General features: G+C 33.3%; 15 protein-coding genes. 10 read left to right on the top strand and 5 right to left on the bottom strand.

Annotated features, from left to right (window positions below; all coding sequences use genetic code 11):
• Positions 1-470 (top strand): semialdehyde dehydrogenase (locus B3J44_RS06240; RefSeq protein WP_286966874.1); only part of this gene is annotated, 470 nt, incomplete at its 5' end.
• Between the two features lie 66 nt (positions 471-536).
• Here B3J44_RS06240 and B3J44_RS06245 read toward each other — a convergent pair.
• Positions 537-2,819 carry a cation:proton antiporter gene (locus tag B3J44_RS06245; protein ID WP_286966876.1) on the bottom strand — a complete coding sequence of 761 codons (2,283 nt, stop codon included), beginning with the start codon at positions 2,817-2,819 and terminating at the stop codon, positions 537-539.
• Between the two features lie 301 nt (positions 2,820-3,120).
• On the opposite strand from B3J44_RS06245, the gene B3J44_RS06250 reads away from it, so the two are divergent.
• The 6 genes from B3J44_RS06250 to B3J44_RS06275 all read left to right on the top strand — a co-directional run bounded on the left by B3J44_RS06250 (position 3,121) and on the right by B3J44_RS06275 (position 9,664).
• Entirely contained in the window at positions 3,121-5,106 is a 1,986-nt protein-coding gene (locus B3J44_RS06250) for a GAF domain-containing hybrid sensor histidine kinase/response regulator (RefSeq protein ID WP_286966878.1), read from the top strand.
• A gap of 77 nt (positions 5,107-5,183) precedes the next feature.
• A complete protein-coding gene (locus B3J44_RS06255) occupies positions 5,184-5,549 on the top strand; it encodes a response regulator transcription factor (protein ID WP_111423610.1) in 366 nt (121 codons plus the stop codon).
• The gene (locus tag B3J44_RS06260; RefSeq protein ID WP_286966881.1) at positions 5,549-6,763 is read left to right on the top strand and encodes a tetratricopeptide repeat protein; all 1,215 of its coding nucleotides are present in this window, start codon (positions 5,549-5,551) and stop codon (positions 6,761-6,763) included. Before B3J44_RS06255 ends, B3J44_RS06260 begins: the two co-directional genes overlap by 1 nt.
• Position 6,764: 1 nt before the next feature.
• A complete protein-coding gene (locus B3J44_RS06265; RefSeq protein WP_286966883.1) occupies positions 6,765-7,586 on the top strand; it encodes a hypothetical protein in 822 nt (273 codons plus the stop codon).
• Between the two features lie 12 nt (positions 7,587-7,598).
• Positions 7,599-9,029, top strand: coding sequence for a glycosyltransferase family 2 protein (locus B3J44_RS06270; RefSeq protein WP_286966884.1), 1,431 nt, complete (start codon positions 7,599-7,601; stop codon positions 9,027-9,029).
• A gap of 5 nt (positions 9,030-9,034) precedes the next feature.
• A complete protein-coding gene (locus B3J44_RS06275; protein WP_286966886.1) occupies positions 9,035-9,664 on the top strand; it encodes a response regulator in 630 nt (209 codons plus the stop codon).
• On the opposite strand, the gene B3J44_RS06280 is transcribed toward B3J44_RS06275, so the two are convergent.
• Positions 9,661-12,606, bottom strand: coding sequence for a sensor histidine kinase (locus B3J44_RS06280; RefSeq protein ID WP_286966888.1), 2,946 nt, complete (start codon positions 12,604-12,606; stop codon positions 9,661-9,663). The two genes, B3J44_RS06275 and B3J44_RS06280, sit on opposite strands and share 4 nt — an antisense overlap.
• Before the next feature lie 231 nt (positions 12,607-12,837).
• On the opposite strand from B3J44_RS06280, the gene B3J44_RS06285 reads away from it, so the two are divergent.
• Positions 12,838-13,392 (top strand): NAD(P)-binding domain-containing protein, encoded by a 555-nt coding sequence (locus B3J44_RS06285; RefSeq protein WP_286966889.1) that lies wholly within the window; start codon positions 12,838-12,840, stop codon positions 13,390-13,392.
• 110 nt (positions 13,393-13,502) lie between these two features.
• Here the strand turns inward: B3J44_RS06285 and ilvD are convergent, their stop codons facing one another.
• Both ilvD and B3J44_RS06295 read right to left on the bottom strand, forming a co-directional pair.
• Complete coding sequence (gene ilvD / locus B3J44_RS06290) at positions 13,503-15,194, bottom strand: dihydroxy-acid dehydratase (protein WP_286966891.1); 1,692 nt, start codon at positions 15,192-15,194, stop codon at positions 13,503-13,505.
• Between the two features lie 59 nt (positions 15,195-15,253).
• On the bottom strand, positions 15,254-15,823 hold the full coding sequence (locus tag B3J44_RS06295; protein ID WP_286966893.1) for a Crp/Fnr family transcriptional regulator: 570 nt from the start codon (positions 15,821-15,823) through the stop codon (positions 15,254-15,256).
• Between the two features lie 251 nt (positions 15,824-16,074).
• Between B3J44_RS06295 and B3J44_RS06300 the strand changes: the two genes are divergently transcribed.
• Positions 16,075-16,887, top strand: coding sequence for a helix-turn-helix domain-containing protein (locus tag B3J44_RS06300; protein ID WP_286966895.1), 813 nt, complete (start codon positions 16,075-16,077; stop codon positions 16,885-16,887).
• A gap of 79 nt (positions 16,888-16,966) precedes the next feature.
• The gene (locus tag B3J44_RS06305) at positions 16,967-17,578 is read left to right on the top strand and encodes a DUF417 family protein (protein ID WP_286966896.1); all 612 of its coding nucleotides are present in this window, start codon (positions 16,967-16,969) and stop codon (positions 17,576-17,578) included.
• Between the two features lie 67 nt (positions 17,579-17,645).
• On the opposite strand, the gene B3J44_RS06310 is transcribed toward B3J44_RS06305, so the two are convergent.
• Positions 17,646-20,063, bottom strand: coding sequence for an ABC transporter permease (locus B3J44_RS06310; RefSeq protein WP_286966898.1), 2,418 nt, complete (start codon positions 20,061-20,063; stop codon positions 17,646-17,648).
• Positions 20,064-20,090 lie beyond the last annotated feature (27 nt).

The following is a 20,090-nucleotide window of genomic DNA, read 5'->3' on the forward strand; positions in this document are numbered from 1 at the left end:
TTCAGGAATTAATTACGGGCGATATTCTTTTTTCATGTTTGGGAACAACTTTAAAAGACGCAGGATCAAAAGAAAAACAATGGAAAATCGATTATGATATTCCAGCCGATTTCGCTTCTGCTGCACGAAAAAACGAAGTACAATCTTTGGTTTTGGTTTCTTCGTATGGAGCTTCAGCCAAAAGCAGTGTATTTTATTCGATGATGAAAGGAAAGTTAGAAGATCATCTTCAAGAGCTAAATTTTTCACAATACATCGTTTTTAGACCAGGACCGCTTATTCGCGAAAATACAGATCGTTTGGGAGAAAAAATTTCAATAAAAGTGATAAAATTCTTCAACGCCATAGGACTTTTCAAAAACCTAAAACCAATCACTACGGCATTTCTAGCTCAAAAATTAATAAAAGCACCAAAAACGCTTCCATCAGGAAATACAACTCTTAAGCTGGATAGGATTCTTGAGTTATGAATTATGAATTATGAGATTACAGATGCTTTCCAACTTATAATTCATAACTCATAATTTTAAAAAAAACTATTTTTTATCTTCAGAAAGAATTAAAGTAGAAGGTATATTAGCCAGCCAAGGACTTTTATTCTCTACCAAATGTTTCCATCCATCAATAGAAATTAGCATAAGATCTTGGTGTTCTAGAAAATCTTTTTCAATAGATTGTTCTTTTCTCAAAGTTATTTGGTTTGGAGCTGCTTGTTCTATCATTCTAATTTTTTCTTTCGTATCTAGATCAGCCATAATTTTGCCTTCAATATCCAGAATTTCAATTCTCGCATTGATATTCTGAATGAACTTCTGAACGTAGTTCTGAACAGAATCCCAATCTTTTAAATTAAAAAGAGGAATAAAAATCGTATTGATATCAGTTAAATCCTTATCAATTAAGACGCCAACAGGAATATGCGATTTTGCAATAATTTGTCTTGTTCCATCGTCAAAAGGTGCAGATTCTAAAATGTTTTCCTTTCCAGTTACGGTATTTAATATCTTTTCAGGATTAATAATTCGGGTTGTAAATCCAAGTACTCGCCCTAGTAAACTTCCTTGGTAAATAGATTGTCCAATTCCAACCAATAATAAATCATGTTTGCTTTTATTAGCAACATTTACAATTTCATTGTCAATATCAGAAGAGGCTTTAAACATAGTTGTAATATTCCTGTTTAATGCAACAGATTCTTCTACAATGCCTTTAAATTTTTCATCTTCATAAACATCTGTGTTGTAGTGATGTAATTCTTCGGTAGGAAGAAAGTGCATTGCCGTAATTTCAGAACTTTCAGCTCTTTTGTTCGTTAATCCGTCAGCCACTTTAAGTAACGCTCTTCCAGATTCTGGTCTGTCAAAAGACAATAAAATTCTGTACTTATTTTTTAGCGCAATATCTTCTTCTTTTTCTTCTTTACTAGATTTAAAAAGCCAATTGATTAAATCTAATGTAGGGCCTGTCATAAATGTTGTGGCAAGCGCCATAATTACAAACATAGAAAACAATTCTGGGCTTAAAACTCCTAGATCGTAACCAATATTTAAGGCAACCAATTCTGTTAGACCTCTTGTATTCATTAGAGCTCCAATAGATAAACTATCTTTCCAGCTTTGACCCACAAATTTGGCAGCAAGCATACTGCTAACAAATTTACCCACAACGGCTACTGCAAAAATTAATCCCGCAATTTTCCATAAATAAGGCTCATTCAATAAGCCAATTTGAGTTCTCAAACCTGTAAAAACAAAGAATAGAGGCAATAAAAGTACAAGCGCAACGTCTTCAACTTTCTCAATAAAGAGATTTCTAAATCTAATGTTTTCAGGCATAATAGCACCTGCAATGAAAGCTCCAAACAAAGCGTGGATTCCTATAACTTCAGTTAAATAAGAAGAAACCACCAGCGTCAAAAAGAAAATGGCTACAATTGGTTTGCTTAATTTTTCGTTTGTAGCGTATAGATCTCCAATTCGTTTAAGGAACGGACGAACTACTTTTATCATTAAAAAAACATAGCCTAAAGCTAAAACAACTGTATATAAGGCACTTCCAAAAGAACCTGCTTTTACAATCGCAATTACAACTGCTAGAATACACCAAGCTGTAATATCGTCGGCTGCTGCACAAGTAATTACGATTGTCCCTAATTTTGTTTTATGTATGCCACGTTCTTGCACAATTCTGGCAAGTACCGGAAAAGCAGTGATACTCATCGCGATTCCGGCAAACAAACCAAAAGATGTAAATTGTACATCTGCGGGGGCAAACTCGTCATATATAAAATACGCTAGACCCATTCCTAAAACAAAAGGAATAATAATACTTGCGTGGCTTATAACTACAGCATCATGGGCTTTGTTTCTAAGAATCTTCATATCGATCTCCATTCCTACGATATACATGAAAAGGATTAAGCCAATTTGACTTAAGAATTGAAGATTTCCAAGAGATTCTGCTGGAAATAAAGCCGCAGAAAATTCAGGAAAATACATTCCGATTAAAGAAGGTCCCATTACAATTCCGGCAATCATTTCTCCAATAACGGCTGGCTGTTTTATTTTAATGCAAATCCATCCAAAAATACGGGCAACAAAGATAATCGTAACAATTTGTGCGAGTAAAAGCGCTAACGGATGGTGTAAGTTTTTTATAAGAGAATCAAGAAATTCGCTCCATTGGGTTTTATCTGAGGTTGGAATTTTAAGATTTCGACCGGTTTCTAGTTTTACTCCCAATAAAATAATCCAATACATTAAAAGAGAAAATCCTCCGATAACTCCAACGTAAAAAATACTGTTTCTTAAGTTTTTCATTTACTTTAATTTTTTGCTCTTCGCAATGACTTGATTTTCTTGTAAAAAAGATAGAAAAATGGCTTTTTTTGAAGAGATTAGTTGATAAAATCAGGGCAATTTTATAACAAAATTAGCATCTGCCCAATAGCAGCAATTCAATTTTGTAATGACCTAGAAAAAATTTGTAATGAAATGAAAAAAGGAAGATTTGACGGATAAAAATTTAGGCATCTCGAACAATTTTTCACAATAAAGTCGAGATAAGGCAGGGGTTTTAGTCTAAATTATTTTATCTTTATGCCTTTACCTCTATGAAAAAATGAATAAAGATTATCCAATTCCAGATAACGAACTACAACGTTTGGCTGCCCTAAAACGTTATAATATACTCGACACGCTCCCAGATGATGCTTTTGACGATGCTACAAAGCTTGTTGCTTACATTTGCGGTGTGCCAATTGCTCATATTTCTTTTATTGATGAAAACAGGCAATGGTTTAAATCTGAAATTGGAATAGGAGTTTCAGAAGTCCCTCGTGAAATCACTTTTTGCAATTACACTATTTTAGATACAAAAATTCTAGAAATTAACGACACTCATGTTAATGAAACATTCAAAGACGACCCAAATGTAACAGGCGGATTTAATGTGCGATTTTATGCAGGTGTGCCGCTTACCACGCCAGATGGCTATAATATTGGAACTTTGTGTGCAGTTGATCATGTTGTTAAGGAATTGAATGAAAATCAGCGCAACGCACTTTCTATCGTAGCAAAACACGTGATGGCGCAGTTAGAAATAGGTACAAAAAACAATCAACTATACGCACAGAGAAAAATTGCAGAACGTGCAGTTTTGGCAAGAGACAGTTTTTTGGCCAATATGAGTCACGAAATCAGAACGCCTTTAAACGCGATTATTGGTTTTACTGATTTGCTTGCGCAGACCGAACTCGATGATACACAGCGCGATTATATTGGAAGTGTACAGATTGCAGGCGAAAATCTGCTTCTGATTGTAAATGATATTCTGGATCTTTCAAAAATTGAATCTGGAAATTTACCTATAGAATCTGAACCTTTTAATTTGAAGAAAACGCTTAAACATGTTTATAGTTTACTGAAAGTTAAAGTACAAAAAGACGTCGAGTTTAATCTTTTTCTTGATGCCGAATTGCCAGATTTGGTTGTTGGCGATCAAGGCAGATTAAATCAGATCTTGGTAAACCTTATCGGCAACGCGCTTAAGTTTACAAATGAAGGAGAAGTAACCGTTTCGGTAAAGAAAATAGAGGAAACAGAAGATAGCTATTCGTTTAAGTTTTCTATAAAAGATACCGGAATCGGAATACCAAAAGATAAACTCGAAACAATTTTTGAACGTTTTACACAAGGCGAAGAAAGTACAACAAGAACATTTGGCGGTACTGGACTCGGACTTAATATTGTAAAACAGTTAGTAGAACTTCAGAAAGGAGAAGTTCACGTAAAAAGTACTCTAAACCGCGGTTCTGAATTTTTCTTTACCCTTTCGTACAAAAAATCAAACTTTGAAGAAACAACGGTAAAAACGGTTTCTAAAAATGATTTAGGAAATCTTAAAATATTGCTTTGCGAAGACAATGTTCTAAACCAAAAGCTTGCAAAAAGCGTAATTAATAATTTTGGTTTCGATTTGGATATTGCACAAAACGGTGAAGAAGGCATCGAACTTTTATCTCAAAATGAATATGATCTGGTTTTAATGGATTTGCAAATGCCTGTAAAAGATGGCTACCAAACCACAGAATATATCAGGAATGAAATGAATTCAAGCATACCAATTATTGCCATGACAGCACATTCTTTGGTAGGAGAGCAGGAGCGATGCTACAAAGTGGGAATGAATGCTTATGTGCCAAAACCTTTTAAACAGTCTATACTTTTAAAAGCTATAAAAACGGTAATGACGCCAGATAGCGATACACATCATAAAAGAATTATCGATATGTCTTTTTTGGATGAAATGTCTGGAGGCGATGCCGAATTTAGGAAAGATATGATAGATCTTTTTATTGAAAAGATTCCAAGTCAGTCGGAACAGTTAGAAGAAGCCTTTAAAAATACCGATTACGACAGCGTAAAAAAACTGGCGCATAATATGAAATCAAGCATGGATATTTTTATGCTGCAAGATTTAAGCAATTGTTTGTCGATTATCGAAGAAGAAGCGTCATCTGGCGAATTTACAGCAGAAACATTAGATAAAGTAAATATTTTTCACTGTGGAATTGAAGAAGTCGTTAAAATTTTAAAAGAGCTATGATATAAAGGAAATATACAATAGCTTTACTATATAAGACGTTATAATTTAAATTGTCCCCAAGATAAAAAAAATAAAAAATGAGAATTATTGTAGCCGAAGATAATGATATCCTACGCAAATCGTTATCTTTTTTCTTAGAGTCCAAAGGATTTAGCATTGACCAGTTTTCTGACGGAAAAGAAGCGCTTGAAGCGATCGAAAAAGAAAACTATGATTTAATATTGACTGATATAAACATGCCGGGCGTTAGCGGAATGGAAATTACGCAGCACGTGCGAGAAAACCTTAAATCTGATATTCCCGTAATTATATTAACCTCTTCAGGTGTGGAGCAGACAGAGCTTGATTCTTTTGACATTGGAGCAAATGAATTTATTGCAAAGCCTGTAAGTCCAGCTGTACTTTTAGTGAGGATTAATAAATTACTAAAAACCCGAATCTAATGAAGTTTATATATTACTCTATTTTCCTGGTTTTTATTTCTTCTGTTGCATTTGCACAAGAAATCAATATAGATGAGACTTTGGCAAATGTTAAACGCGAAGTCGAAAAAGAAAATTTTGATAAAGCATTATCGCTTATCGAACCTTTGCGTGCCAAATACCCAGAAAATGAAGATATACAAACCTACACAGGACGCATTTATAGCTGGAAGAAAGATTATAAAACAGCTGTAAAAATTTTGTCTCCAATGGCAGACAGAAACAATCCAAATCCAGAAGCTTTGCAAGCACTTGTAAATGTTTATTTCTGGCAAGAAGAGTATGAAAAATGTATTTCGTATTGTGATAAGTATTTAGCGATTGATCCAAAATCGGTAGATGTATTGAAGATCAAAGCGACTTGTTTAGAAAAACTAAATCGGGATCAGGAAGCATTAGATTTAATAGATAAAGCATCTTACATTGATAATAGTACTCAAGCCTTTAGCGGAATACGCACACTTATTGGGCGTAAAGCAAAAAATACAGTTTCGGCTTCTTACCTAAATATTTCGACTTCAGATCCTGGACAGCAACCATTTCATTATGGATATGTTGAGTATTCGCATAAATTTAGCAAATCGGCAATTGTTGGGAGAGCCAATATCGGAAACATAAGTGGCGACACGCAAATGTTATTTGAAACCGATTTTTATCAGACCTTTTCAAACAAAAGTTATTTGTATGCAAATGCTGGAGTTTCTACAGGAGAAACCATATTTCCTGTAGCCAAAGGAGGTTTAGAATACTATTTTAAGCCACAGAAAAAATTCGATTTTTCGCTTGGAGGACGATATATGCATTTTGAGACAGACAATATTACATTGCTTACTGGTCAAGTTGCTTATAATGCAGGGATTTATACTTTTGCTTACAGGCCTTACTACGATATTTCGAATGAATTATTTTCTCATGTTTTAAGTGTTCAGCGTGTAAACGAAGAAAAAGAGCGTCTTGTAAGACTGGAATTGCAATACGGAAATGTACCGTATTTGTATCTCTACAATAATTTTACACAGCCTCTAAAAGCGTATAGAGTAGGAATTCAATATCAGCACCGTTTTGGCGATTCGTTTTTTGTGCGTCCGATTTTCCTTTACGAATATGAAGAATATACACCAGGAGAATATCGAAATAAGTTTAATGTGCAGTTAATTGTAACGAAACGTTTTTAAGATGAAAGAGATCTGGGATTTATATAAAAGCGGAGGTTGGGAAGTACCTTTTCTCACGTTTTCCATTTACTTGTTTGTAACGGCATCATTTATCTTATATCTTATTATTGTAGCAAGCAGAAACAATAAAATAAAAAAGGAACGACTTACTAAAGAATACAGCACAGTAATCGATAAAGTAATGTCGGATATTATTTTTGGCAATATTCCTTTTTCCAAAATCAAAGAAGACAAGAATTTTCTAGTGCTTTTTGACACATCTTTTTTTAGAGAAGTTTTGACAGAATCTCTAATTAATCTGCATAAAAACTATGAAGGTATTTATGCCGAGAAATTGGAACGGTTTTATGAGGATTCTGGATTGATAAAATCTTCGTTTAAAAAGCTCAAAAGCTTAAGGTGGGAAGTAAAATGTAAAGGAATTACCGAATTGGCAGAATTTAATATCAAAGAAGCGTTTGATCAAATTATTATTTGTTCTAAAGCCAGAAATAAAACATTAAAAATTGTTGCCATAAATGCTTGCATAAAACTTGAGGGAACTCAAAGCATCCAGTATTTGGTGCAACATTCTGATCCTATAGACGATTGGATGCAACTGAATATTATAGGCGCTTTTAAAAAACACGATATAGGTGATACAGAAGGAATTGAGCATTTACTTGAATCGCAAAACACAACCGTTATTACGCTTGGTTTAAAGCTTATAAAAGAACTGAAATTATCGCAAAAAGTTCCGCAAGTAGCGCAACTGGCTGCCCAAACAACAAATGCTATCATAAAATACGAAGCGCAAAGTATTTTGCAGACATTAACAGCATAATAGTATAAGAAAATGACTTTTTTTAATCCTGAAATAACATGGTTTTTGGATGTATATATACTCCTAATACTTGGTTACGCCATACTGATAATGTCGTCTTATTTAATGCTGGCCTATATTTCGACAAAAGAGCTCAGAAATTACCTCAAACGTAACAGCTTTGTTGATTATGATGTGCTGTTAAGCACTGAGTTTGCACCAAAACTTTCGCTTATTGCGCCTGCTTATAATGAAGGTCTTACGATCGAAGAAAATGTAAAATCATTGCTTTCGCTTAATTATAATAATTATCAAGTTATTGTAGTAAATGATGGAAGTAAGGACAATTCGATGGAAATCTTGACTAAAACCTACGATTTGGTTTTGACTAATTTGGATTTTCATCCGCAGATTGAAACAAAAAAAATAAAAGGAATTTACACTTCTAAAAATGCCGCTTTCAAAAAGCTAATTGTCGTAGACAAAGAAAATGGAGGTAAAGCCGATGCATTAAACGTTGGACTTAACATTGCTCAGAATCCGTATGTGGTTTGTATTGATGTCGATTGTATTTTGGATAAAGATTCGCTTTTAAAACTGGCAAAACCGTTTTTAGAGGCATACGGAAAACGCATTATTGCAACTGGAGGAGTGGTTCGAATTGCTAATCAATGTGTGATCAAGAACGGACGTTTGGTCGAAGTGAATATTCCAGATGTTATGTTGCCGAGAATTCAAGTTTTAGAATACTTAAGAGCATTTCTTTTGGGAAGAATGGCTTGGGGAAAACTAGATGGCTTATTGCTTATTAGTGGAGCTTTTGGAGCTTTTGATAAAGAAATTGCCATACTTTCTGGCGGTTACAGCACCAAAACGGTTGGAGAAGACATGGAGCTGATTGTAAGAATGCGCCGTTATATGCTAGATAATAAATTGCCGTACTCAGTAAGTTATATTCCAGACCCACTTTGTTGGACCGAAGCGCCAGAAGATTTTAAAATATTCAAAAAACAGCGTTCGCGTTGGATGCGCGGAACTATAGAAACATTGAGTTTTCACAAAAAAATGTTCTTAAATCCAAAATATAAATTATTAGGAATGTTAAGCGTTCCATATTGGACTTTGTTTGAATTTTTAGCTCCTGCAATTGAATTTATCGGACTTGTAATAACAGTCGTGTTTATTGTATTGGGATTATTAAACTGGCATTTTTTCTTCTTATTACTTCTTTTTGTATATTCGTTTGCTGTTTTATTTTCGGTTATTGCTTTATATAGCGAAGAAAAAACCTATCATAAATATCCAAAACAAGCCGATTTTTTAAAGCTTTTAATGGCTGCTTTTATTGAACCTTTTTATTTCCACCCGCTTACTGTTTATGCCGCTTTGATTGGTTACAAAGAAAAAGTTATGGGAACTAAAGGTTGGGGCGAAATGACTAGAAAAGGATTTACTAAGAAATAGTGAATATGACAAAGAAAATTTTAATTGTCGATGATCATTTGGTAGTGCGAAATGGAGTTGCAATGATTCTTGAAAGACAATTTGAGGATGTTGCAATCTCGCATGCTGAAAATTTCTTTGAGGCTATTACACTTTTAAAAAATCTTCTTTTTGACTTAGTAGTTCTAGACATTAATATTCCTGGAGGAAAGAATACTGATATGATAACCGACATTAGAGCTATTCAATCTGAAGTAAAAATACTGGTTTTTTCGGCTCACGAAGAAGAACAATACGCCTTGAAATACCTTTCTAGCGGAGCCAATGGATATGTCGATAAATTGTGCAGTGAAGAAAAAATCATGTTTGCCATTACTTCCATTTTTGAATCAGGAACTTATGTTTCTCCTGAATTGGTAAGTAAATTGGTAAGCATCCAGACTAGTAAAAAGACTTTAAATCCTTTTGAAGGTTTATCTAAAAGAGAGCTTCAAATAACCGATTTATTGATTAAAGGAAATGGTAATTTAGAAATTTCAAACATTCTAAATATTCATATGTCGACCGTGAGCACTTATAAAGCTAGAGTTTTTGAAAAACTAAAAGTCAATAATCTGGTAGAACTCATTAACTTGTATAAAACTTTTCAGGGCTAGTTATATTCGACCATTATTTCTATTGTAGTCCCTTTGTCAATATCACTTTTAATATTGATGTTTCCTTCAATAAGAATAAGAAGCTCAATAATCATATGAAGCCCCAAATGATAATTTTTCGAAATTGGATTTTTATAAAAATTGTGATAGTAATCAATAAGTTCTTTACTCATTCCTTTACCATTATCAATAATTTTTAAGGTTAGAATATTGCTTTGAGTGGTGCATAATAATTCAATTCTACCATTTTTAGTGTTTTTTATGGCATTATCAATCAAATTATGAATAATAATAGAAAGCGCTTTTTTATTTGTCTTTACCCATAAATCCTTAGGTACACTATTTATAATCGCATTATTTTCTGCTTCTGCAATCTTTTCAAAAATATGAATGCTTTCTTCTATTAATTTGTTCAGAGAATAGCTTTCTCCTTCAAGTTTTTTCCCTTCAATAAAAATAGAGGAGTATTTGATAAGATTTTCGACATACTCATACAATTGTAAAGTTGATGTTTGCAACATGCCTAATTGCTGTTTAAGCTTTGGATCTTGCTGTATGGTACTGTTTTCGAAAAGATGTTTTACAGAAGAAGACAAGAATTTTAATGGACTTTTGATATCATGGCTCATGCTCTTTACAAGCATTTCGTGCTGTTTAATTTCCTGTTTTAAGTTGTTTTCTGTTATCTCAAGTTTCTGAACCGTAGCAGCTAATTTTTTTGTCTTCTTTGCAATAGTAATTTGAAGCTGTAAGCTTTTCACTTTTTGATAATATAATCTGATGTACCAGATTGAAATAACAAAACCAACAAAAAGAAAACAGCAGAGAATAGTGAACCAGATTGTTTGATGAAATTTTGCAGGCACAACAAGAATTACTTTTTTGTAGGCATAATTGGCATTAAAACCAGATAAACTTCTAAAGGTAAGTGTATAAGTTCCTGGAGGCAATGTTGTAAAAGAAATTGATTTATCGGCTTTTAGTCTTTCCCAGCGATCACTGCCAATTTTGTCCATTTTAGCTTCTATGGCCACATTTTTAGGATTACCGTAATAAGGATATGAAACTAAAAAACTTACTCGCTGAAAATTGTTTTTTAAGACAATAGTATCTTTCGGAGTAATCATTTTCTGATCTAGAACAACTCTGTCAATAAAAAGATCTTTTCCCGGAAGTAAAGGAGATATTTTATACGGATTAAAAAATACAATGCCATTCATGGATGGAAAAACAATATCATTATTTTTTAGAAAATTCCCGCAAGGTTGGCAGCCGCCGTTAAATTCATTAATCAGAAAACCGTCTGCTTTATTGTATTGATGGTAATATATAACCGTATTTTTATTTTTATAATGTTGTATCAACGCTTTTCTAGAAACCTGAAAAAGTCCTTTATTGGTTGATATCCAGAAAAACTCGTTTTTGTCTTCAATGATGCAATGAGCAGAATTAAGATAATGCTCTTCGTCTGTTGGAAAAGAATATAGAGTCTGATTTTCGTAAAGAAAAAAGCCTTTTTCGTATGTGGTAAGCCATATTTTTTGTTTGCTGTCTATAAAAACGCTTCTAATGTTTATCTTTTCAGTGTTTTTTGCAAAATGCGGTTTTTTAGTTTTTAAGTCATACAAAAACAATCCGTTATCTCCAGCCAAATACAAAATGCTGTTTTGCTGAACGATATAATTGATGTTGTTTTTAAAAACAGCTTTAAGCATTACAACTCCATTTTTTATAGCATACAATTTAGGTTTATGAAACTCATCTATTCCCAGAGAAACCCAAATGGTATTGCTATTATCTTTAAAAATGGTTTTCGGATTTTGATCAAAAGGGTAGGTGATATATTTTTTGTATCCTGATTTTTTTAGATAACAAAATACTTTCATGGCTCGACTAATCCATATATTTTTCTCATCGTCGAGAGCAATATTTATACGTTCATCCAAAAGAACACTTTTAGGAAAAGGAATACTATCAATAACTCTTTTATTATTAATAATCAATCCTTCAGAAGTGATTACAGTACTATCGCTAAAAGCTTGTGCAGCATAGTAAACTTCGGCTCTTTCGTTGCTTTTTTTGATGGTTTTAAAAAGAGGAAAAGAAATAATGCACAATCCGTTTGTACCGCTCCCTAAGTACAATTTATTATTTTTTTGATCAAAATAAGCTGCGATAATATTGCTTGTTTCAAAATCTTTGTATTCGACAATTAATTGAGCAGTTAATTGGTCATTTTGATTTTTTAACTGATAAATTTTATTCTTTACAGATAGAAAAACCTGACCTGTTGTGATGTTCCAGAATAACTTACGATTTCTTGTAGGTATTACATTCAGTTTTCCAGAAGATTCACCTTTTTTAGAAAAACAATGATAATAGCCGTTATCAGAGAGGTAAAAAAGAGAATTGCTGATTGCAAAAAAATTAAAAACATTATCGTTTTTAAAAGAAGCTCTAGAAATCCTTTTCATTTTAGAATCGCACAATTCAATGGTTTGATTATCTATAAAAAATATATTTCCATTAGATAATCGAATGTAATAAGGCTCATGCTGATTAATAGAATAGTTGGACGGAAGACCGTCATGAAAAAAGAAATGTCTTCCGTTTCGCACCAAACTAGATTTTGGAGCATTTTTTTTTAGAATTTGGACTTTGGCATTTCTGATAAAGACAAGTTCTTTTTTGCTTTCGTTGTAGCTTGTAAGACTGTCTTTTTCTATGTTTCCAAAAATGTCAGTAAAACGAGTATGTTCTAAAGAGGTATTGGATGAATTAAAAACAAGAAAATTATTGCCATCATAACGAACAATACCATTTTCGGTAGTCATCCATATAAAATTGTGTTTGCCCTGAACGATTGCTTTTATACTGTTCTGTTGCAGTTCATTATTATCCGCAGTGTACCATCTAGCCGTGTAGTTTTCTTGGCAGGCCATTTTAGTTGTAATAAGCAATAGCAAAAAACAACAATAACGAAATGAAAAAGAAGCCGTTATTTTGGACATCTGACTAAATTATAGCACAAACTTAGCAAACATAAATCAGAAATCATGGTTTGTAGTTTTAAATCTACAACGTTGTAGATTTATTGAGACAGACAAGATAAGCTATCTAATAGTCTATAAGACTATATTTGCCTTATAAGGTTAAAGGCAAAGTTTAGAAATATGAAGATAGGAGTAATTGGTTTATGTAGTTTTACAATGGATTTTGTGAGCCGTGCAGTCGAGGCAGGACATCAAGTATTATTGAGTTCTACCCGCGAAAATAGCCAGTTTAAAGATATAGGTAAGACCTTAGGAAAGAATGTAAAATTGGTAAGCAAATATGAAGCAGCAAAAGCTAGTATTTTGATATTATTTATTCCGCGTGAGGATGTTGGATTGTTCCTGACAGACTTGCCAGATATGAATGAGAAAGTATTAATACATTCTAGCAATCCAATTTTTAGTTTAGAATGTCTGGAGCCAAATGCAAAGGCATCATCTGAAATAATTGCATCACTTTTGCCAGAAGCTCATGTTGTTAGGGTGCTTAATATAGTGAATCCAGAAGTGCTTTCTATGATAAATCAAAAGCAAAATGGCAATGAAATATTTTATACAGGATTGGATAAACAGGCAAAAAATAAAGCTAAAACATTTTTTAAAAGCCTAAATCTTACTGGGGTCGATTTTGAAGAATTGCACCAACTTCCAATGCATTCTTGTTTCATGAATTAGAAAATATATTACGATACCAGCTTTGAATAATTAGAATTGTTCAAACCCTCGAAATGTTCCCAGAAAAGCTAACTTTCTGGGACATTTCTTTTTGGGATTTTTTTTATTCTTTAATCTAAATCTGTTTTCAAAACAGCTCCAGTACTTGCATTAGTTACTAATGCTCTATATTGAGAAAGCCATCTTGAGTTTAATGGTTTTTTTAATGGTTTGAAAGCTGCTCTTCTTGCTGCAATTTCTTCATCGCTTAAATTAACAGACAAAATATATTGATCTACATCAATGTGAATTTCGTCACCATCTTTTACCAAACCAATCATTCCGCCCTCGGCAGCTTCTGGAGAAACGTGTCCGATTGAAGCTCCTCTAGTTGCACCGCTAAATCTTCCGTCAGTAATTAAAGCTACAGAACTTCCAAGCCCCATTCCCATAATTAAACTCGTAGGAGAAAGCATTTCTTGCATTCCAGGTCCGCCTTTTGGTCCTTCGTAGCGTATAACTACTACATTTCCTGCTTTTACTTTTCCCATCATAATTCCGGCAATTGCTTCGGCTTGACCGTCAAAACAGACTGCGCTACCAGTAAATACGCGATCTCCAGTTAATCCTGCAGTTTTAATAACTGCACCTTGTTCAGCAAGATTTCCGTATAAAATAGCCAATCCGCCAACTTTGCTGTACGGATTATCAATGGTATGAATAATATTAGTGTCTTTAATTTCGGCATTAGCAATTTTCTCCAATAAAGTTTCACCGCTGATTGTTAGATTATCAATTAAAACGCCTGAACCTCTTTTGTTTATTTCCTTCATAACTGCATTTACACCACCAGCTCGGTTGATATCTTCCATATGAACCGTGCTTAAACTTGGCGAGATTTTAGCAATATGAGCAACATTTCCAGAAATGGTATTAATGTCTTGCAGTTTAAAATCAACATTAGCTTCGTTCGCAATTGCAAGCATATGAAGAACAGTATTCGTGCTTCCGCCCATTGCCATGTCTACAGCAAAAGCGTTGCGAACGGCATTTTCGTTCAAGATATTTTTCAATTTGAATTTTTCAATAGCCTGCTGATCTTTAGCAATATCACAAATTCTTCTTGCAGCCTCTCGATACAATTGTTCACGTTCTGGAGTTTGAGCCAAAATTGTTCCGTTTCCAGGAAGCGCAATTCCCATTGCTTCCATCAAAGTATTCATAGAATTTGCGGTAAACATTCCGGAACAGCTTCCACCGCTTGGACAAGCATTACATTCAATATCGTATAATTCTTCGTCAGAGATTTTTCCTGCTTCGTGTTTTCCAACTGCTTCAAAAGCTGTTGCTAAGTCAATTGCTGTTCCGTTTTTAGTATATCCTTTAGACATTGGGCCTCCGCTTACAAAAATGGTCGGAACATCCACACGTAAAGCGCCCATAATCATTCCTGGAACAATTTTATCGCAGTTCGGAATTGCAATCATCGCATCCAATTTATGAGCATTCATAACACTTTCTATAGAGTTGGCGATAATTTCACGACTCGGAAGCGAATACAGCATTCCGTCATGTCCCATTGCAATTCCGTCATCGATTCCGATTGTATTAAATTCAAAAGGAACACAGCCATTGGCGCGAATTTCTTCTTTGATAATTTCAGAGACTTTGTTTAGGAAAAAATGTCCTGGAATGATTTCGATAAACGAATTTGCCACTCCAATAAAGGGTTTGCTGAAATCTTCATTTTTCAAGCCCGTAGCTCGCAATAAGGATCTGTGAGGAGTTCGCTGAACGCCTTTTTTTACTTCATCACTTCTCATGATAGAAAATGTTTTTTAATGTTGTTTTTTGTTTTTTTTTGATAGTTAACAGATTATAATTAAATCTGCGATTTTATTCTGCTTAATGTTTCTGGCGAAATATTAAGGTATGCTGCAAGATTGGCATTGGACAATCTCTGAATAAGTTCTGGGTTGTTTTTGAGAAGATTTCTATACCGTTCTGCAGCATTTTGTGTCAATAGGCTGCTAAGTTTAGAAGTAATCACCGTAAGACCATATTCGAGAATATAGATGTACATTTTATCCCATTGCGGAATGGTGTTGCGAAGATGAAAGAAATCTTCATAAGAAATAGCCAAAAGCTCTGAGGCTTCAACTGCCTCAATGTATTCGGTGCTTGGTTCTCTAGAAATAAAACTGACAATCGAAGTTAGAAAGGTACCTTCAAAAGCCATAAAACGTGTAGTTATATTATGATCTTCTGTGCTGTAATACAATCGCAGACAGCCTTTTTTTATAAAAAATATTTTATTGGCAGCGGTTCCGCTTTTAAGCAACTGCTCATTCTTCTTTACTTGTATTAATTTAAAGCAGGATAAAATGGTGTTAAGTTCATCATTTTCCAATTGTAATTTGCTCTGAATTAAAGCCTCAAGTTCACTCATCATTTCTCAAAAATTAATCATTATCAAAAGTAAAGTTAATCAAGGAAAAAAACATTGACGAATGTCAAAATCGGTTTAAGAATGAATATAAATAACTTTGCGTCTTAGCGACTTTGCGAGCAATTTTTCAAAGGATGGAAAGAATGCTTAAAATATAATCTCGCAAAGTCGCTAAGGCGCAAAGTTTTGAAGTTTTAATCTGCTCAAATCTGCAGAATCTGCGTGAAACAAAAACAAATCTGTAATTTAGTAAAATGAAAATCGAACTGAAACAATCTTCTTTTCTTGAAAAGGCAATCAACGAACCGTATTACAAAATTTTGATGTTTGATGGAGAAGCGGCTTTTTCTGTTGATTTAACTGATTATGAATGCAGAGGAAAATGTCTTTTGTTTTTAACACCGTATCAGTTATTGCAATGGAAAAATTCGACAGCACCTTTCCTAAATATTCTAAGTTTTCACGGGGATTTTTACTGTATTGAATACCATAAAAAAGAAGTAGCTTGCAACGGAATTTTATTCAATGATATTTATAGTGAACCTTTTGTAGCTGTTTCCGATTTTATTTACGAGGAAATCACGAGCATTATGGAAAGAATGAAAAGGGTAGAAGACTCAGAAATGGATTATGATAATTCGATTCTAAAGTCTTATCTGCAAGTTATTCTAGCCTTGAGCAGTAAAGAAAAACAGCTCAAAATGTCACCACAGATTAAGGAATCTATTGGAAACGCTGATATTTTGAAGTTTCAGCATTTGTTGGATTCTCATTTTTCAGAGGCAAAAGAAGTTGCTTTTTATGCCTCAAAATACAATTTGAGCGTCAATACTTTCAGTAAAAGAATAAAAAAACATTTCGGGAAATCGCCTTCTCAGCTTATTCAAGATCGCATTGTTTTGGAAGCTAAGAAATTGCTTCATTTGACAACCAAAACAATAAAAGAAATTGCAGACGATCTTAATTTTGAAGACGAATTTTATTTCAGCCGATATTTTAAGAAAAGTGTAGGCATTTCGCCGAAAGAATTTAGAAAAGAAGTTGGCATTTCTATCGTGGCAAAATAGTCCATGAAAACTCCTTTACGTCCATTTTTATCCAGATAAGCATAAAGTAATTTTGATTTGTATTTAAAACAGAATCAAAATGGAAAAATTTATACGATTTATTGCGGGTGGACAAAACAACTTTATTCACTTTTTAAGAATTGCCATATTTGTTGTAATGGCGTGGATTGGCGGATTAAAAGCCTTTAAATATGAAGCTGATGGAATTGTTCCGCTGGTTGCGAATAGTCCGTTTATGAGTTTCTTTTATAAAGATGCTAATAAACAAGTTGTGAATGATGAAGGTAAAACGGTAAAAGCCTACACACTTTACAAAAACGTTGAAGGTAAAACTGTTGAGAAAAACATCAAATGGCACGAAGCCAACGGAACTTATATTTTTTCTTACGGACTAGGAACTGTTATTGTGACAATTGGTTTGTTGGTTCTTTTGGGAATCTGGTTTCCTAAAATGGGCTTTTTGGGCGGACTTCTGACATTCGGAATGGCGTTTGTAACCTTATCATTTTTAATCACAACGCCAGAAGTTTATGTGCCGAATCTGGGCGGAGATTTTCCAACACCAGAATTTGGGTTTCCGTATCTTTCTGTAGGAGGCCGTTTGGTTCTCAAAGACATTATCATGATGAGTGGCGGATTGATTGTCGCTTCAGACAGTGCAAAGAAAATTTTAAAACGATTTTACGATTAATCAAAAATAAAAAAAGCTGCGCAAGGGCTCAGACTTGCACAGCTTTTTACAAAAACTCAAAACTAACTTATTCGTATTTTAAATATTTTAAGACATCTACTTTGGTCACTTGATAAGCTTTTACCAAAACAATTGTCAGAGTTAGAAATAACAGTGACACAAAGGCAATTAAGAAAGGTAGAAATGTTATATCAATTCTGAAAACAAAATTTTCAAGCCATTTTTGCAATAATAAATATGCGGGAACTATTGCGATTAAAGAACCGATTATACAATAAATGACATATTGTTTTGATAGCTCTTTTAGTAATGCATTGGTTTCTGCTCCCAGTGTTTTTCGGATCGCAATTTCTTTTAGTCTTCTTTGAATAGAATATGATGCCAATGCAAACAAGCCAAACAATGCGATAAGAACTACAATAATGTTCAATATCGAAAATAAATTCTTTTGCTTAACGTATGATTCATAGGTTCGGGCATATTCCTTATCGACAAAATCATATTTAAATGGATATTCCGTATCGATTTTAGACCATAATTTTTCTATGCTCGCAATGGTATTTTCGGAGTCATCCATTTTTAATTTTATGAAAACTTTATTGATGTTGTGCACCATTCCTAAAGTCTTTAAATGATAGAAAGTGATGGGAGGTACTTCCATTTCTGGACTCAATAAATTAAAATCCTTTACAATACCAATGATTTGTACCTTTTGCTCTCGTACTATAAGTTCTGTACCAATAGGGTTCTTAATGTTCATCTGTTTTAAAGCACTTTCATTTATAATAACAGAATTAATAGTATCAGAAGCTAGTTTTCTGTCAAAATTTCTTCCTTTTATAATCTTGATATTCAGCATTTCTAGCATATCATAGTCTAATCCAATTGTTCTTTCTTTAAAAAGTTCATTATTATAAAGAACTGGACTAATAAAATTGTCAGAACCATCGAAAGCGATAAGACCTGTTGAAACTTGTTCAATACCTTTTATTTTGCTGAGTTGTTGTTTTATAAGACTGTATTTATTAGAGATGTTTTGTTCTACTTTTTCATCTTCATAATCTGAATGAGGAAAATTTAATGCTACAGAAATTACTTGATCTCCTTTAAAACCAAGATCTTTATTTTGCAAATATTTTATTTGTTCATAAACAATATAAGAACCAATTATAAAAAAGGCGGCAATTGCAAATTGAAAAATCAACATTCCGTTACGCAGCCAAATTCCGTTTTTACTTCTTCCAAAATTTCCTTTCAAAACTTTCAAAGTTTCAAAATTTGCTACGTAAATAGATGGAAGTAACCCAGCTGTGAATACTGTAACTATAAAAATTAGAATTAATTGCCAGTAAAATTGATTGCCAAGCAGAATGAGATTTTTGTTTAAAAAATTATTGTAAAAAGGCAAAGCTATTTCGACAATAACTAAGGCTAATAGAGTTGAAAATAAAGTTATTAAAACCGTTTCAAAAATAAATTGACAGATAATATTCGTTTTGGAAGCACCTGTAATTTTTCTCACGCCAACTTCTTTCGCTCGCTTTACGGCATTTGCTGTAGCGAGATTGATATAATTGACAATTGATAAAATGAGAATCAAAATTGATAATCCCATCATAATTATTAAAAACTGATAATTGCCTCTGCCTTCGGGATAACCGTCTGTTATAGAGTGTAATCTTGCTTTCGAGAGCGGTTCGATTACGACATTAAAATGACCTACTTTTTTGCTCATTTCCTCAAACGTAAATCCTGCTTCTTTAGATAAACGTTTAATGAAATCGTAGTTGTAGATATGATCCAATTTTTTTCTTGTAATCTCAAGCTTTGATGGATCTTTTACTTTCAACAATAATTTGAAAACAAATGGATTTTTAATATCCGAATTAACCAATTCCTCCATTTTATTGATTATCACATTTGGAGCGATTGATGAGTTTCCTGGAACTCGATAAACTGCTTGAACAGAAAAAAATTGATTAAGACATTTAATTTGTTTTCCAATCGGATTTTCATTGCCAAAGATTCTTTTTGCAGTGACATCAGAAATGGCAACACTAGAGTCATCTCTAATTGACGAAATCGCATCTCCCTTGATAATTTCAAAAGGGAAAAATGAAAAAAAGTTGTGTTGTACATTAATGATTTTATCTACAAATTCCTTTTTTCCTTTGTAAACAATTTTATCTTTTTGATACCAATCTTCTCCATACATTACAGCTTCAATGTTTGGATCTGCATCCAAAGCTGGTTTTAAAAACAAAGCACAATTTGACCAAGATGGCATGCCGCTTATTTGCACCAAAACCTGATATACATGGTCTTTTCCAGGATTCCAAGAATCATAACTTTGTTCATCGTTCCAATACAATAGTGCGAAAATTAGACCTGAGATTCCTATTGATAATCCGAGAATATTGAGAGCAGTAAAAAGCTTACTGTGTTTGATTTGATAGATAAATATGTTGATCCAGTTCTTTAGCATTTTATTGGTGTTTTTTGGTTTTGGAGT

This window comes from Flavobacterium sp. UBA4854 (assembly GCF_002399805.1).
In the GTDB taxonomy this organism is placed as follows: domain Bacteria; phylum Bacteroidota; class Bacteroidia; order Flavobacteriales; family Flavobacteriaceae; genus Flavobacterium; species Flavobacterium ginsengisoli.